19 protein-coding genes and 1 riboswitch are annotated in these 15,259 nt (G+C 43.6%); all 19 genes read left to right on the forward strand.

What is annotated here, in order from left to right; genetic code table 11:
• Positions 1-8 precede the first annotated feature (8 nt).
• The 19 genes from AXI57_RS04020 (at position 9) to AXI57_RS04105 (ending at position 15,143) form a co-directional block, all read left to right on the forward strand.
• Positions 9-1,793: an acyl-CoA dehydrogenase family protein gene (locus AXI57_RS04020; protein ID WP_061669306.1), complete on the forward strand. Its 1,785-nt coding sequence runs from the start codon at positions 9-11 to the stop codon at positions 1,791-1,793.
• A gap of 112 nt (positions 1,794-1,905) precedes the next feature.
• Positions 1,906-2,262, forward strand: coding sequence for an arsenate reductase family protein (locus AXI57_RS04025; RefSeq protein WP_003327009.1), 357 nt, complete (start codon positions 1,906-1,908; stop codon positions 2,260-2,262).
• Positions 2,263-2,326: 64 nt separating this feature from the next.
• Positions 2,327-2,710, forward strand: coding sequence for a glycine cleavage system protein GcvH (gcvH, locus tag AXI57_RS04030; protein ID WP_003327010.1), 384 nt, complete (start codon positions 2,327-2,329; stop codon positions 2,708-2,710).
• A 61-nt stretch (positions 2,711-2,771) separates the two neighbouring features.
• Complete coding sequence (locus AXI57_RS04035) at positions 2,772-3,008, forward strand: YusG family protein (RefSeq protein ID WP_003327012.1); 237 nt, start codon at positions 2,772-2,774, stop codon at positions 3,006-3,008.
• Between the two features lie 74 nt (positions 3,009-3,082).
• Complete coding sequence (locus AXI57_RS04040; protein WP_003327013.1) at positions 3,083-3,436, forward strand: toprim domain-containing protein; 354 nt, start codon at positions 3,083-3,085, stop codon at positions 3,434-3,436.
• A gap of 20 nt (positions 3,437-3,456) precedes the next feature.
• A complete protein-coding gene (locus AXI57_RS04045) occupies positions 3,457-3,777 on the forward strand; it encodes a thioredoxin family protein (protein ID WP_003327014.1) in 321 nt (106 codons plus the stop codon).
• A 107-nt stretch (positions 3,778-3,884) separates the two neighbouring features.
• Positions 3,885-4,229 carry an SCP2 sterol-binding domain-containing protein gene (locus tag AXI57_RS04050; RefSeq protein WP_061669307.1) on the forward strand — a complete coding sequence of 115 codons (345 nt, stop codon included), beginning with the start codon at positions 3,885-3,887 and terminating at the stop codon, positions 4,227-4,229.
• A 118-nt stretch (positions 4,230-4,347) separates the two neighbouring features.
• A riboswitch (SAM riboswitch) is annotated at positions 4,348-4,454 on the forward strand.
• A gap of 107 nt (positions 4,455-4,561) precedes the next feature.
• A complete protein-coding gene (gene metN / locus AXI57_RS04055) occupies positions 4,562-5,587 on the forward strand; it encodes a methionine ABC transporter ATP-binding protein MetN (protein WP_003327016.1) in 1,026 nt (341 codons plus the stop codon).
• A complete protein-coding gene (gene metP / locus AXI57_RS04060; RefSeq protein WP_010789871.1) occupies positions 5,580-6,248 on the forward strand; it encodes a methionine ABC transporter permease MetP in 669 nt (222 codons plus the stop codon). The genes metN and metP overlap by 8 nt, the downstream gene beginning before the upstream one ends.
• A gap of 13 nt (positions 6,249-6,261) precedes the next feature.
• The gene (metQ, locus tag AXI57_RS04065; RefSeq protein WP_003327018.1) at positions 6,262-7,080 is read left to right on the forward strand and encodes a methionine ABC transporter substrate-binding lipoprotein MetQ; all 819 of its coding nucleotides are present in this window, start codon (positions 6,262-6,264) and stop codon (positions 7,078-7,080) included.
• Between the two features lie 128 nt (positions 7,081-7,208).
• The gene (locus AXI57_RS04070) at positions 7,209-7,550 is read left to right on the forward strand and encodes a carboxymuconolactone decarboxylase family protein (RefSeq protein WP_370499861.1); all 342 of its coding nucleotides are present in this window, start codon (positions 7,209-7,211) and stop codon (positions 7,548-7,550) included.
• Positions 7,551-7,741: 191 nt separating this feature from the next.
• Positions 7,742-7,894 (forward strand): YuzK family famiily protein, encoded by a 153-nt coding sequence (locus tag AXI57_RS21245; protein ID WP_106034020.1) that lies wholly within the window; start codon positions 7,742-7,744, stop codon positions 7,892-7,894.
• 180 nt (positions 7,895-8,074) lie between these two features.
• Positions 8,075-8,860 (forward strand): Fe-S cluster assembly ATPase SufC, encoded by a 786-nt coding sequence (gene sufC, locus AXI57_RS04075; RefSeq protein ID WP_003327022.1) that lies wholly within the window; start codon positions 8,075-8,077, stop codon positions 8,858-8,860.
• A gap of 17 nt (positions 8,861-8,877) precedes the next feature.
• Entirely contained in the window at positions 8,878-10,191 is a 1,314-nt protein-coding gene (sufD, locus tag AXI57_RS04080; protein WP_003327023.1) for a Fe-S cluster assembly protein SufD, read from the forward strand.
• Positions 10,191-11,411, forward strand: coding sequence for a cysteine desulfurase SufS (gene sufS / locus AXI57_RS04085; protein WP_003327024.1), 1,221 nt, complete (start codon positions 10,191-10,193; stop codon positions 11,409-11,411). Before sufD ends, sufS begins: the two co-directional genes overlap by 1 nt.
• Positions 11,401-11,844, forward strand: coding sequence for a Fe-S cluster assembly sulfur transfer protein SufU (gene sufU / locus AXI57_RS04090; RefSeq protein ID WP_003327025.1), 444 nt, complete (start codon positions 11,401-11,403; stop codon positions 11,842-11,844). The genes sufS and sufU overlap by 11 nt, the downstream gene beginning before the upstream one ends.
• A 20-nt stretch (positions 11,845-11,864) precedes the next feature.
• Complete coding sequence (sufB, locus tag AXI57_RS04095) at positions 11,865-13,262, forward strand: Fe-S cluster assembly protein SufB (protein ID WP_003327026.1); 1,398 nt, start codon at positions 11,865-11,867, stop codon at positions 13,260-13,262.
• A 284-nt stretch (positions 13,263-13,546) separates the two neighbouring features.
• Positions 13,547-14,671, forward strand: coding sequence for an NAD(P)/FAD-dependent oxidoreductase (locus tag AXI57_RS04100; protein ID WP_061669308.1), 1,125 nt, complete (start codon positions 13,547-13,549; stop codon positions 14,669-14,671).
• Positions 14,672-14,768: 97 nt separating this feature from the next.
• Complete coding sequence (locus tag AXI57_RS04105) at positions 14,769-15,143, forward strand: nucleotide excision repair endonuclease (RefSeq protein WP_061669309.1); 375 nt, start codon at positions 14,769-14,771, stop codon at positions 15,141-15,143.
• Positions 15,144-15,259 lie beyond the last annotated feature (116 nt).

Below are 15,259 nucleotides of genomic sequence, written 5' to 3' on the forward strand. Positions count from 1 at the left end.
GATCAACAATGAAACATGAAGCGGTGAAAGTGCAAAAGGGCGGAAGTTTTTTAATAGAGGATGTCACATATGATCAAATTTACACACCGGAGGATTTCACAGACGAACATAAAATGATTGCGAAAACAACGGAGGACTATATCATCAATGATGTGCTTCCGTTTGTAGACGAAATTGAAAATCATCAGTTTGAGCACTCTGTCAGGCTTTTGAAAAAAGCGGGCGATCTGGGGTTGCTCGGAGCGGATGTACCGGAAGAATTCGGCGGGATCGGACTTGATAAAATCAGCTCAGCGCTTATTACGGAAAAATTCTCACGGGCGGGCAGCTTTTCACTTTCATATGGCGCCCATGTCGGAATCGGTTCATTGCCGATCGTCTTTTTCGGAACTCAAAAACAGAAGGAAACCTATTTGCCTGATTTGGCTTCCGGCAATAAATTCGCGGCGTATGCACTGACTGAGCCCAGCTCCGGTTCTGATGCACGCGGCGCCAAAACAACCGCCGTCTTGAATGAAGCGGGAACTCACTATATTCTCAATGGAGAGAAGCAGTGGATCACCAACTCAGCATTTGCCGATGTGTTTGTCGTTTATGCCAAAATAGACGGTGACAAGTTTTCCGCGTTTATTGTGGAAAAAGATTATCCGGGCGTGTCCACTGGCCCTGAAGAAAAGAAGATGGGGATTAAAGGGTCCTCGACCAGAACGCTTATTTTAGATCAGGCAGAGGTGCCGAAGGAAAATCTTCTTGGAGAAATCGGCAAAGGCCACATCATCGCATTTAATATTTTAAATATCGGACGCTATAAGCTTGCGGTCGGGACGATCGGCGCTTCCAAACGAATCATCGAGCTGTCGGCAGCTTACGCGAATCAGCGCCGCCAATTCAATACGCCAATTTCAAGTTTCGCGCTCACACAGGAGAAAATCGCCACTATGGCCTCAAAGCTATACGCAATGGAAAGCTCAGTATACAGAACCGTCGGATTGTTTGAAGAAAACATGAGCGTTCTGACAGAGGAAGATCAAAAGGATGGAAGGCAAGTAGCAAAATCAATCGCCGAATATGCCATCGAGTGTTCTCTTAACAAAGTTTTCGGTTCTGAAACGCTTGATTATATTGTGGATGAAGGCGTTCAAATCCACGGCGGCTACGGATTTATGCAGGAATATGAAGTGGAAAGGGCATATCGTGATTCAAGGATCAACCGGATCTTTGAAGGAACAAATGAAATCAACCGCATGATTGTGCCTAGCACCTTTTTGAAAAAAGCAATAAAAGGAGAATTGCCTCTGTTCGAAAAAGCCCAGGCGCTTCAAGGAGAGCTGATGATGCTCATGCCGGAAGAACCGGGAAGCGGTGCGTTGGAACAGGAAAAATATATCGTGAGACAGGCGAAAAAAATTGCCCTGCTTACCGCCGGGCTTGCCGCGCAAAAATACGGCAAATCCATTGATCAGGAACAAGAAGTGCTTGTCAACATCGCAGACATTGTCAGCCTTGTGTATGCAATAGAATCAGCGGTGCTCAGAACTGAAAAAGCCATCGCGGCGCATGGGGAAGAAAAAGCCGCGCAAAAGCTGATGTATACGGAAATTTTCACACAAGAAGCCTTAAATGAAATTGAAGCACACGCGAAAGAATCACTGATTGCAATGGAAGAAGGAGACGCACTCCGCATGATGCTTTCCGCGCTGCGCAAATTAACGCGTATCACGCCGAAAAATGTCATCCGGAAGAAACGCGAAGCAGCGTCAGGCATTTTCCAAGCGGAAAAATATATCGTGTAACTCACAAAGTGCTCCGGTTTTTCGGAGCACTTTTCATGTAAGCAACGTTTTAGGTTTTTAAAACAATTTATGTTAAAATAACCTCGATCATTTACTGGGGGTGAAGAAGAAGATGTCATTGAATTTTTACTGGTACCCTAAATGCGGAACGTGCCGCAAAGCGAAAAAATGGCTTGAAGAGCACGGCAAAGAAATAAACGAGATACATATTGCAGAACAGACTCCAAGCAAAGAAGAAATCAAGGCGCTTTATGAAAAAAGCGGACTGGAGCTAAAGAAGTTTTTTAATACGAGCGGCTTGAAATACCGTGAACTGAATTTGAAGGAAAAACTGTATCACATGTCGGAAGATGAGCAGCTTGAGCTTCTCGCTTCAGACGGTATGCTGTTGAAACGCCCGATTACATCAGACGGAGAAAAAGTGACGGTTGGTTTTAAAGAAGATCAATTCGAAAAGAACTGGATGTAATGTAAGTTTTTAAAGAATTATGGTATCTTCTTATTATATGCAGTAAAAAAATGGAGGGATTTACATGAGCACACCTAAAGATTTGCGTTACTCAGAAGAACACGAGTGGGTAAAAGTTGAAGGAGAAAAAGTCAGAATCGGAATTACGCATTTTGCCCAATCCGAGCTTGGCGACATCGTATTTGTCGAGCTGCCAGAAGTCGGCGCTGAAATTAAAGCGGACGAGCCTTTCGGAAGTGTAGAATCTGTTAAAACGGTATCAGAACTTTACGCGCCGATTAACGGAAAAGTGGTAGAAGTAAACGAAGACCTTGACGACAGCCCTGAGTTTGTAAACGAATCTCCTTACGAAAAGGCATGGATGATCGTCGTAGAACCTTCTGATGCGTCTGAAATTGAAAGCCTAATGACATCAGAGCAATACGATGAAATGACACAGGAAGACTAATCGCTACATCGGATAACCGTGCAGTCAATTGGATACTCTAACTTTATGGGAGGTGTCCAATATGGCTATCGGCAAACAAAGGTTTGATGTGACAGATCATGTAACAGGCCGCTTTCAAAACGGCCGGCTGTCGTTATACCATGAGGATGAAATGATTGGCCAAATGACAGGCATGAATGAATACGAACTTAAACCCGGTTTTTCATTTGAAAATGAAAAATTTTATAAGACAGCCGATGCAGTTTCAGGAAGCGACGCGAAGTACGTGGATTGCGACTATGAAAACGGCTGGTGTTAATGTGTTGGCGGTGATATTCACTGCCTTCTTTTACAATCTGAGCGCTTCAAAATTGATGTGACAGGTGATGACAAATGATATTGGACGATTTACAAAAAGTCATTATAGTTGAAGGGAAATCCGATAAGCAAAAAATCAAAAGCGTCCTCAATGAATCTGCGTGTATTGTGTGTACAAACGGAACGCTCGGCCAGACGAAGCTGGAAGAACTTGCTGATCAGCTCTATGATAAAGATGTGTATATTTTGGTTGATGCAGATGAATCCGGAGAGAAATTGAGAAAACAGCTGAAGAGAGAATTGCCCGACGCCTGCCATTTATATATCGACAGAACGTTCAAAGAGGTGGCGGCAGCGCCGAGCCGTCATATTGCTTCCGTATTACTTCGCGCAAATATCAATGTTCATACAAATTTTCTTGATGGATAAACCCGAGGTGTTTGAATCAAATGAAAGAACTTCAAGAGCAAGAGCTCGAATTGATAAAAGAAGACGTCTATCTCCTATATTTATATACTCCTTTTTGCGGCACTTGCCAGCTTGCGGGCAAAATGCTGTCTGTTGTTGAAGAAATGCTGCCGCAAGTCGCCTATTATAAAAACAATGTAAACTATTCTCCGACATTCGCAAAAGCCTACAAGATTGAAAGTGTTCCTTGTTTTCTTCTTTTCAAAGATGGAAAAGTGGTTGAAAGAGGTTATGCTTTTCACTCTGTTTCCTACCTATACGATATGATTAAACAAAAAGCCTCTAATACATCCCGTTTATGACATATTTCTCGGGAAATAACTATGGAAAATGTCGTTCGTTTTATAGAGGGTTCTAGCTGCCCGCAGAGAAATGTGTATGTATGACCAATGAATAGGAGGTTGTACAAGTGGAAAAAACGGAAGTGTTAGAGGAAGAGTATCAGCGTCTGTTTTTAAAACCCCTATTGAATGCTTCAACCCTGCTTATCACCTTTCAAGGTGAGACAGAAGCTTTTACCTTCTCGATAAACGAACGGGGAGAAATGAAAAAAATTTCTCAGCCCAAAACGTCCAACCTGACCTTTTATGGAAATCAAGCGGAGATCATTCATCTGCTGCATGGAGATATTTCCCTTCAAAATTTAATTCAAAGCGGGAGCCTGAAAGTGAAGGGATCTTTTAGAGCGCTGCTCAAGCTTGAAGCCATCCTCTGGCTGACAAACGGTTTTTTCCAGAGGGTTCAAAAAGTATAAAAATAGAATATTCATAATTTTATAGAAAAAGATGGCATCATTTATTTTATTGACATCATATGATTTGCCATGCTATTCTACATTAAGAATTTCCGGACGTAAAAAGAACTATATATTTCTCTTATCAAGAGAGGTGGAGGGAAGTGCCCTATGAAGCCCGGCAACCATCAACATTGTTGAAATGGTGCCAATTCACACAAAGCGATTCGCTTTGGAAGATGAGAGAAAGGCGATGAAAAGAAGCCTTTCTGCTCATGTGTGCAGAAAGGCTTTTCTTTTGCCGAATAATCGCCGGAAGATTTCTTAGAATAGTGTTAAGGCAGGTGATTGCTTTGATCAATCTTCAGAATGTTTCAAAAGTGTATAAATCGAAACATGGGGATGTCAACGCTGTCCAAGATGTTACCCTCTCAATAAATAAGGGTGAGATTTTTGGAATTATTGGATATAGCGGAGCGGGTAAAAGCTCCTTGATCCGTCTGCTTAACGGTCTTGAGAAACCAACCTCAGGCATCGTGGAAGTAGCGGGCAGCAAAATAAATGAAGTAAACGGCCGCGGCTTGCGAAAAGCCCGCCAAGAAATCAGCATGATCTTTCAGCATTTTAATTTGCTTTGGTCTCGTACGGTGAGAGATAACATTATGTTTCCGTTAGAAATCGCCGGCGTGAAAAAAAGCGATCGAATCAAGCGTGCCGATGAACTTATTAAACTGGTAGGATTAGAAGGAAAAGAAAAATCGTATCCATCACAGTTGAGCGGCGGACAAAAGCAGCGTGTCGGGATTGCAAGAGCGCTCGCCAACAATCCGAAGGTTCTCCTTTGCGATGAAGCGACATCCGCACTTGATCCGCAAACGACAGATTCAATTTTGGCTCTATTATCCGATATAAATGAAAGACTCGGTCTGACCATTGTGCTGATTACGCATGAAATGCATGTAATCCGCAAAATCTGCAACCGGGTGGCTGTTATGGAAAACGGTATAGTTGTGGAAGAAGGCGATGTACTCGATGTCTTCAGAAATCCGAAGGAACAAATGACGAAACGTTTCGTACAGCAAGTGACAGAACCGGAAGAAACAAAGGAAACGATCCAGCATTTCCTTGATGAAAATACGTCAGGGAAAACTGTTCAGCTCACCTTTGTCGGAGAAGCTGCTGAACAGCCTCTCATTACAGAGATGATCAGGAATTTCAATGTAGACGTTAATATTCTGCAAGGGAAAATCTCGCAAACGAAGGATGGGGCTTACGGCTCTCTCTTTATCCATATTGATGGAGAAAACGAAGAAGTACAAAACGTGATCCGGTTTATTAAAGACAAACAGGTGGAAGCAGAGGTGATCACGAATGTTTGAAAAATGGTTTCCGAACGTTGATTTGACAGAACTATGGAGCGCAACGTATGAAACGCTGTACATGACGCTGATTTCCTTGTTCTTCGCTTTTATTATCGGTATCATTCTCGGGTTGCTGCTCTTTCTTACAGCTAAAGGAAGCTTGTGGCAAAATAAAGCGATTAACAGTGTGATTGCGGCAGTTGTCAATGTTTTCAGATCCATTCCATTCCTTATCTTAATTATTTTATTACTGGGCTTTACTAAGATTTTAGTAGGAACGATTTTAGGTCCGAATGCGGCTCTGCCGGCACTGGTGATCGGATCGGCGCCATTTTATGCCCGTCTTGTCGAAATTGCCTTGCGCGAGGTGGATAAAGGTGTGATTGAAGCAGCCAAATCCATGGGCGCAAAAACATCAACCATTATCTTTAAGGTGCTGCTGCCGGAATCAATGCCGGCGCTTATCTCAGGTATTACAGTCACTGCCATCGCATTGATCGGCTCTACAGCAATAGCCGGCGCAATCGGTTCGGGAGGACTTGGAAACCTGGCGTATGTTGAAGGCTATCAATCAAATAATGGTGATGTCACACTAGTTGCAACTGTGTTTATTCTGATCATCGTCTTTATTCTTCAGATTATCGGTGATTTGATAACGAATATAATAGATAAACGATAAGGGAGGATTTACATTGAAAAAGTTATTTTTAGGCGCACTACTTATTGTTTTTGCAGGGGTTATGGCTGCTTGCGGATCAAATAATGCAAGTGATTCAAAAGAAATTGTCGTTGCTGCGACAAAAACACCGCACGCGGAAATTCTCGAAGAAGCAGAGCCGCTGCTAAAAGAAAAAGGCTACACGCTAAAAGTAAAAGTGCTGAGCGATTATAAAATGTACAATAAATCGTTGGCAGAAAAAGAAATTGATGCAAACTTCTTCCAGCATGTTCCTTATCTTGACCAAGAAAACAAAGAAAATAAAGATTACAACCTTGTGAATGCCGGCGCGGTTCACCTTGAGCCATTCGGTATTTACTCTAAAAAGTATAAATCATTAAAAGATCTTCCTGACGGCGCGACGATTATTTTAACAAATAACGTGGCTGAGCAGGGACGTATGCTTGCAATGCTTCAAAACGCCGGATTAATTACGCTGGATTCAAAAGTAGAAGCAGTGGATGCGACACAGAAAAACATCACAAAAAATCCGAAAAATCTTAAGTTCAAGAAAATCGCACCTGAATTAACTGCAAAAGCATATGAAAACAAAGAAGGAGACGCAGCCTTCATTAACGTGAACTATGCGATTCAAAATAAATTAAACCCTAAAAAAGATGCGATTGAAGTTGAGTCTACAAAGAACAATCCGTATGCCAACATCATTGCAGTCCGTAAAGGTGAAGAAGATTCTAAAAAAATTAAAGCTTTAATGGAAGTTCTTCATTCTAAAGAAATTAAAAACTTCATTGATAAAAAATACGATGGATCTGTGCTTCCAGTAGCTGAATAAGAATCAAACCCCCGGATGATGAAAATCCGGGGTTTTTTGTGTAATTTCCTAAAAGCGGTTCATAATAAAAAGGAATTTTAATCGAGCTGGAGGGATATTTGTTGACTCAATATAATGAAAGTGGAAACATGCAGAACGCCTTAAAACAATATAAAGAAGGTTTAGGCACTTTTGAACAAAAAATGCCGATGATGGGAAGAAAATTTAATGAATTCACTGAGCAGTGTTTTGAGGCCAATTCACTGACTGAAAAGGAAAAACAGCTGATCGCTCTCGGAATCAGCATTCATGCCCAAGATGAATACTGCATGATCTACCATACGAAAGGCTGCATTGATCAAGGAGCGACTGAGGAAAACATTCTCGAAACAGTCAGCGTCGCGGCCGCTTTCGGAGGCGGCGCCGCATTAAGCCAAGGCGTAACGGTTGTGCAGCAATGTATTCAGGAATTTGGCAGCACAACGCATTAATAGGAGGAATATTCCGATAATCCTTTCTCATTTAACCTGACGGGATGTATATGGTTTATGTGACTTCATATCAAGTCTCAGCCTCTTTGAAGAGATGCTGTATCATTGATAAAATAGAAGCAAATACTTGAAGGGATTGATTCATTATTTGCAGCAGCCAGGATAAACTTGATTTGGACTATACGGCGGAAATGGAAAAAGCGATGCACAAAACATACGGCATCGGATACGGAGAATACAGCCGCCGGCTGGACGCAAGGATGGAAGTTGAACGGCAGCGCGAGCTTGATTATGAGAAAAGCAAACACTTTTCTGAGCAGCTTAATGAGAAAATCAATCTTTAACAAAAGGGTGGGATTCCACTCTTTTTCTATTTAAGCGGCTTTAATAAAGCGCTGATCTTTGTTACACTTGAGACCGTTCAATCAAATCAATTTTTAAAGTTGTATTTACTTTTCATTTGCTATAAAATTAGAATGAGAATAAAATGAGAATAATGATTATATATTTCTGGAGGTATAGATATGGCTGCTTCAACATTAACGATAAAAGATCTTCACGTTGAAATCGAAGGAAAAGAGATCTTAAAAGGGGTAAACCTTGAAATAAAAGGCGGAGAGTTCCACGCTGTAATGGGACCGAATGGTACAGGTAAATCCACATTGTCAGCTGCAATTATGGGCCATCCGAAGTACGAGGTAACGAAGGGCAGCATTACGCTTGACGGCAAAGATGTACTGGAAATGGAAGTGGACGAGCGTGCTCAAGCAGGCCTTTTCTTGGCAATGCAATATCCTAGTGAAATCAGCGGTGTGACAAACGCCGACTTCCTTCGTTCTGCGATCAATGCGCGCAGAGAAGAAGGCGATGAAATTTCTCTTATGAAGTTCATCCGCAAAATGGACGAAAATATGGAATTCCTTGAGATGGATCCGGAAATGGCACAGCGTTATCTTAACGAAGGTTTCTCCGGCGGTGAGAAAAAACGCAATGAAATCCTTCAGCTTATGATGATTGAGCCGAAAATCGCAATTCTTGATGAAATCGATTCAGGTCTTGATATTGACGCTCTTAAAGTCGTATCAAAAGGCATCAACAGAATGCGCAGTGAAAACTTCGGCTGCCTGATGATTACCCACTATCAGCGTCTGTTAAACTACATCACGCCTGATGTCGTTCACGTAATGATGCAGGGCCGCGTTGTCAAATCAGGCGGTGCAGAGCTTGCACAGCGCCTTGAAGCAGAAGGTTATGACTGGATTAAACAAGAACTTGGCATTGAAGACGAAACTGTTGGCCAAGAAGCGTAAGCGTTAGGGGGATTAACATGACATTAGAAACAAAACTATCCGTAGATCAGGAATATGTCAAAAGCTTTTCTGAAAAGCAGCAAGAACCTGCCTGGCTGAAAAACCTGCGCTTACAGGCTCTTGAACAAGCTGAGGATCTGCCGATGCCAAAGCCTGACAAAACAAAAATCACAAACTGGAACTTTACGCAGTTTGACAAACATACAGTAGACAATGCACCTTTATCTTCATTAGAAGACTTGACCGATGAAGTAAAAGCGCTGATTGACGTTGAAAATGCTGATAAAACGTTATATGTTCAGCGTGATCAGACGCCGGCTTATCTTTCTTTATCACAAGAGCTGAAAGACAAAGGCGTTATTTTCACAGATATTCTGACAGCTGCGCGCGAGCACAGCGATTTAGTTGAAAAATACTTTATGAAGGACGGCGTGAAAGTAGATGAGCATAAATTAACAGCTCTTCACGCGGCACTCGTTAACGGAGGCGCATTCCTTTATGTTCCGAAAAATGTTCAGGTGGAGACGCCGGTTCAAGCTGTTTATGTGCACGAAAGCAATGACACGACACTATTTAACCACGTGCTGATTGTGGCTGAAGATCATAGCTCAGTGACTTATGTGGAAAACTACATCAGTACGGTAAACCCTAAAGAAGCTGTATTCAACATTATTAGTGAAGTCATCACGGGTGATAATGCCAACGTGACATACGGTGCGGTTGATAACTTATCTGCGGGTGTGACAACATACGTGAACCGCCGCGGCACTGCACGCGGACGCGACAGCAAAATTGAGTGGGCGCTCGGCTTGATGAATGACGGCGACACCATTTCTGAAAATACCACAAACCTCTACGGGGACGGCACATACGGCGATACGAAAACCGTTGTTGTCGGAAGAGGAGAACAAACACAAAACTTTACGACGCAAATCATTCATTTCGGTAAGGCTTCAGAAGGTTATATCTTGAAGCACGGCGTGATGAAGGATGCCGCTTCTTCGATTTTTAACGGAATCGGCAAAATCGAACACGGCGCATCAAAAGCAAATGCGGAACAGGAATCCCGTGTGCTTATGCTCAGCGAAAAAGCGCGCGGAGACGCAAACCCTATTCTTTTGATTGACGAAGACGATGTAACTGCAGGACATGCGGCATCTGTCGGCCGTGTGGATCCGATTCAGCTTTATTACTTGATGAGCCGCGGAATCGCTAAAGAAGAAGCAGAACGCTTAGTCATTTACGGATTCCTTGCGCCGGTAGTAAAAGAACTTCCGATTGAAGGCGTTAAGAAACAGCTTGTTTCTGTTATCGAAAGGAAAGTGAAGTAATGAATATCACAGATATTCGGGAACAGTTCCCGATCCTTCATCAGCAAGTGAACGGACATGATCTCGTCTATTTGGACAGCGCTGCGACTTCCCAGAAGCCGCGCGCTGTTATTGAAGCAGTGGACCAGTATTATAACCATTACAATTCCAACGTCCACCGTGGTGTTCATACACTTGGAACAAAAGCGACAGACGGTTATGAAGGAGCGCGTGAAAAAGTCCGGAAGTTTATTAATGCATCATCCATGCAGGAGATCATTTTTACGAAAGGGACCACGACTTCACTCAATATGGTCGCACTCAGCTATGCCCGCGCCAACTTGAAACAAGGCGATGAAATTGTGATTACCTATATGGAACATCATGCGAATATCATTCCTTGGCAGCAGGCGGCTAAAGCAACAGGCGCAACCTTGAAATATATACCGCTTCAAGAAGACGGCACGCTTTCTTTGGAGGACGTCAAACAGACAGTGACAAGCAACACAAAAATTGTCGCCGTTTCGCATGTGTCCAACGTGCTCGGCACGATTAATCCAATTAAAGAAATTGCCAAAATCGCTCACGATAACGGGGCTATTATCGTAGTCGACGGGGCGCAAAGCACGCCTCACATCAAAATTGACGTGCAGGATCTCGATTGCGACTTCTTTGCACTGTCTTCCCATAAAATGTGCGGTCCTACCGGTATCGGTGTGCTGTACGGAAAGAAAGCCCTGCTTGAAAACATGGAACCTGCTGAATTCGGCGGCGAAATGATTGACTTTGTAGGGTTATACGAATCGACTTGGAAAGAGCTTCCCTGGAAATTCGAAGCGGGCACTCCGATTATCGCGGGCGCGATCGGTTTAGGCGCTGCGATTGATTTTCTTGAAGAGATCGGGCTCGATGAGATTTCCCGCCATGAGCATAAGCTTGCATCCTATGCGCTTGAACGCTTCCGTCAGCTTGACGGCGTAACGGTTTACGGGCCGGAAGAACGTGCGGGATTGGTCACATTTAATCTTGAAGACGTTCATCCGCACGACGTTGCGACTGTTCTTGATTCAGAGGGCATAGCAGTCAGAGCCGGGCATCACTGTGCGCAGCCACTGATGAAATGGCTGGATGTATCAGCTACTGCGAGAGCGAGCTTTTATCTGTATAATACAGAAGAAGAAATTGATAAACTGGCGGAAGCACTTCAAAAGACAAAGGAGTATTTTACAAATGTCTTTTAATGCAAACCTAGATACATTGTACAGACAGGTAATCATGGATCATTACAAGAACCCGCGAAACAAGGGCGTTTTGGATGACAGCATTGTCGTGGATATGAACAACCCGACATGCGGCGACCGAATCAGACTGACAATGAAACTTGACGGAGACATCGTGGAAGAGGCGAAGTTTGAAGGGGAAGGCTGTTCCATTTCCATGGCATCCGCTTCCATGATGACGCAGGCCATCAAAGGTAAAGATATTGAAACAGCCGTGCGGATGTCGAAGATTTTTTCTGACATGATGCAGGGCAAAGAGTATGATGAATCTATAGATCTCGGGGACATTGAAGCCCTTCAAGGCGTTTCAAAATTCCCTGCCCGTATAAAATGTGCCACCCTCTCATGGAAAGCACTTGAAAAAGGAGTCGCTGGGGAAGAAGGCGGCAATTAAAAGGATTGGAGTGAAAATGGATGGCTAAAAAAATGCCTGATATTGGTGAATACAAATACGGTTTTCACGACAAAGACGTTTCCATTTTCCGTTCAGAGCGCGGATTGACAAAAGAAATCGTAGAAGAAATTTCTCGCATGAAGGATGAGCCGCAGTGGATGCTTGACTTCCGTCTGAAATCTCTTGAGCATTTCTACAACATGCCGATGCCTCAATGGGGCGGAGATTTGAACGCCCTTAACTTTGACGAAATTACGTACTACGTGAAACCGTCTGAGCGTTCAGAACGTTCTTGGGATGAAGTGCCGGAAGAAATTAAGCAAACGTTCGACAAGCTTGGAATTCCTGAAGCTGAGCAAAAATACCTTGCGGGTGTTTCTGCGCAGTACGAATCTGAAGTGGTTTACCACAACATGAAAGAAGACCTTGAAGCTCAAGGAATCGTGTTCAAAGACACAGACAGCGCGCTTAAAGAAAATGAAGATATTTTCCGCGAGCACTGGGCGAAAGTGATTCCGCCGACTGATAACAAGTTTGCGGCGCTTAACTCAGCTGTATGGTCAGGCGGATCTTTCATCTACGTGCCTAAGGGCGTGAAAGTGGATACACCGCTTCAAGCGTATTTCCGCATCAACTCTGAGAATATGGGTCAGTTTGAACGTACGTTAATCATCGTGGATGAAGAAGCGAGTGTTCATTACGTAGAAGGCTGTACAGCGCCTGTTTACACAACAAACTCACTTCACAGTGCGGTTGTTGAAATCATCGTCAAAAAAGGCGGCTACTGCCGTTATACGACGATTCAAAACTGGGCGAACAACGTCTTCAACCTTGTGACGAAGCGTACGGTTTGCGAAGCGAACGCAACGATGGAATGGGTGGACGGAAACATCGGTTCTAAATTGACGATGAAATACCCTGCTGTCATCCTTAAAGGAGAAGGCGCGCGCGGTATGACACTATCTATCGCTCTTGCCGGTAAAGGGCAGCACCAGGATGCAGGGGCGAAAATGATTCACCTTGCACCGAATACGTCATCTACGATCGTGTCAAAATCCATTTCGAAACAAGGCGGAAAAGTGACTTACCGCGGTATCGTTCATTTCGGACGGAAAGCGGAAGGCGCACGCTCAAACATCGAATGTGACACACTTATCATGGATAACAAATCAACATCAGATACGATCCCTTACAATGAAATCTTAAATGACAACATTTCATTGGAGCACGAAGCGAAGGTTTCAAAAGTATCTGAAGAACAGCTCTTCTACTTGATGAGCCGAGGCATTTCTGAAGAAGAAGCAACAGAAATGATCGTTATGGGCTTCATCGAGCCATTCACAAAAGAGCTTCCGATGGAATACGCAGTTGAAATGAACCGCTTGATTAAGTTCGAGATGGAAGGCTCAATCGGTTAATCAGCCTGTAATCAAAAAGGACGTGACTGGGAAAACCAGTTCATGTCCTTTTTTATATGAACCGCTTTACGAGATTGGAGCCGCACAATGGATTGTCAGACAAACAAGCGGAGTCACCACGTATAACGCGGCCTTCCTGGCTGGATCATTGTGCTGTTTGTTTTTTTATTACTTTACATCAGGAGCGGGCGTACCCATCCACTTGCGATGTGAATCCGCGCGTATGTTTTGTTAAAATAAAATAAGGCTATAAAAAAGATTCAACATAGAAAAGGTGTTAAAAGATGAAAACGTATATTGTAGTCGGCGCCGGCATTCTCGGTGCATCAACAGCCTATCATCTTGCTAAAGCGGGTGCGTGTGTAACGTTAGTTGATCGAAAAGAGCCCGGACAAGCCACTGCCGCAGCGGCTGGGATTGTCTGTCCTTGGCTTTCGCAGCGCCGCAATCAGGACTGGTACAGGCTCGCCAAAGGCGGCGCCCGGTACTATGCTGATTTAATCAAACAATTAGAAGAGGATGGAGAGACGGATACGGGGTATAAACGAGTTGGAGCGATCAGTATCCATACAGATGCCGCGAAGCTTGATAAGATGGAAGAACGGGCGTATAAGCGGCGTGAGGATGCACCGGAAATCGGTGAGATTACCCGCTTGTCTAGGGATGAAACAAAGAAGCTGTTTCCGCTTTTATCAGAGGAGTATGAATCGGTTCATATCAGCGGTGCGGCCCGTGTAAACGGAAGAGCGCTATGCCGGTCTCTTGTAAGCGCGGCGAGAAAACATGGCGCCGTTATTTTATACGATAATGCCAAATTGTTGTATGAAGGCAATCACGTTCGCGGAATAGAAACGGAAAAGGAGACGCTGCTTGCAGATCAGGTGATTGTAACAGCGGGTGCTTGGGCAAGTGAGATCTTGAAGCCCCTTGGCATGGATTTTCAAGTAACATACCAAAAAGCGCAAATCGTCCATTTCGAAATGCCTGATAATGATACAGGCGAATGGCCGGTGGTCATGCCGCCAAGTGACCAATACCTTCTCGCATTCGCTAACGGCCGGATCGTAGCGGGAGCGACACATGAAAATGAGGCAGTACTTGGTGACTGCCGGGTGACAGCGGGAGGAGTCTCCGATATTTTAAACAAAGCGCTGACAATCGCGCCCGGACTTTCAGAATGCACGATACTTGAGGAAAGAGTGGGATTCCGACCGTTTACGCCTGGTTTTCTGCCTGTAATCGGTGCACTGCCGAATGTGAAAGGCTTGCTGATCGCCAATGGACTCGGGGCTTCAGGGCTGACGAGCGGGCCTTTTCTGGGGGCAGAACTTGCAAAGCTTGCGCTCGGAAAGCAGACGGAATTGGACCTTAGTCATTATGATCCTGCCGGCGCCTTGCATAATAATTAGAAACATAACAAACAAATATAAAAGCAAGCCGTTGTAGCTTTTCTTTTCTACCTGTGTTAGCATTTACCTTTAATGAAAAAGAGGACGTGAACTGATTTTGATAAAAATTGATATACCTGCTCCAAATGTAACCATTACCGAACGGCAGCAGTCAGCGAATGAAAACGAACCGAAAATAAAGCCGATCCACGGTTTCATTGACTTTCATCAGATTCCAAGAGATAAAGGCGGCATCTTCATGTTTTATAACATTAATGATGAGCTGCTTTTTGTCGGCAAAGCAAGAAAGTTAAGACAGCGAATCAAAAAGCATTTCGAAGACAATGTATCACCAATCAAACAGCACAGAGACGAAGTGTATAAGATTGAAGTATGTTTAGTTGAAGATCCAATGGATCGAGAAATTTACGAAACATATACGATCAACACACTTCAATCGAAATACAACATAGACAAAGTATTCTATAAATAAGCCATCAGTCTGCGGATTGATAACAAAGCCAGAGCTTTTTTTAAGCTCTGGCTTTTGCGTGAGAAAGAATTGAAGATTCTTCTTCATTGAAAACATAACATAAACTTTTGAGAAAT

It is taken from the genome of Bacillus atrophaeus (genome assembly GCF_001584335.1).
Lineage (GTDB): Bacteria > Bacillota > Bacilli > Bacillales > Bacillaceae > Bacillus > Bacillus atrophaeus.